This is a genomic window from Marinobacter sp. (genome assembly GCF_041984545.1).
In the GTDB taxonomy this organism is placed as follows: Bacteria; Pseudomonadota; Gammaproteobacteria; order Pseudomonadales; family Oleiphilaceae; genus Marinobacter.
Genome location: NZ_JBHIXV010000123.1, coordinates 1 through 506, shown reverse-complemented (window position 1 = coordinate 506; position 506 = coordinate 1). Strand labels below are relative to the sequence as shown.

General features: G+C 66.6%; 1 protein-coding gene. It reads right to left on the bottom strand.

Annotation, left to right across the window (positions count from 1 at the left end):
* A partial coding sequence (locus ACFC20_RS17845; protein ID WP_375194152.1) for a GMC family oxidoreductase N-terminal domain-containing protein occupies positions 1-506 on the bottom strand: 506 nt, incomplete at both ends.

Below are 506 nucleotides of genomic sequence, written 5' to 3'. Positions count from 1 at the left end.
GCCAGATAGTTGGCGAAGATCGCCGGATAGACCGACGGATCGGCCGACTTGATGCGGATGTGCCCGCGGCTTTCGGGACGCAGCTGGCAGGGCGCGATGGTCATGCCCGGGGCGCCTTCCAGCTCCATCTTCTGCTCGTTGAACAGCTTCTCCAGGTCCATGGTCGCGGGCAGGATGTGGAACTGGATGTCCGGTCCGGCCAGATCCGGGCGAGACTTGCAGAACGCCGCCACATGCGCCGCCGACAGGGTCAGCAGGCCCTTGCGGAACAGCAGGTACTTCATCGCCTCGGCGGCCAGGCGTCCGCCCTTGCTCTGCTCGTTGACCGAGATGGTGCCCGATTTCAGCCGGTAGCGGGCGGCCACCAGATAGTGGTCCTGCAGGTTCTCGCCGACGCCGGGCAGGTCATGGATCACCTCAACGCCATGCTCGCGCAGCAGGCCGCCGGGGCCGACGCCGGACAGTTGCAGAAGTTGGGGCGAGTTGATCGCGCCGCCGGCCAGGAT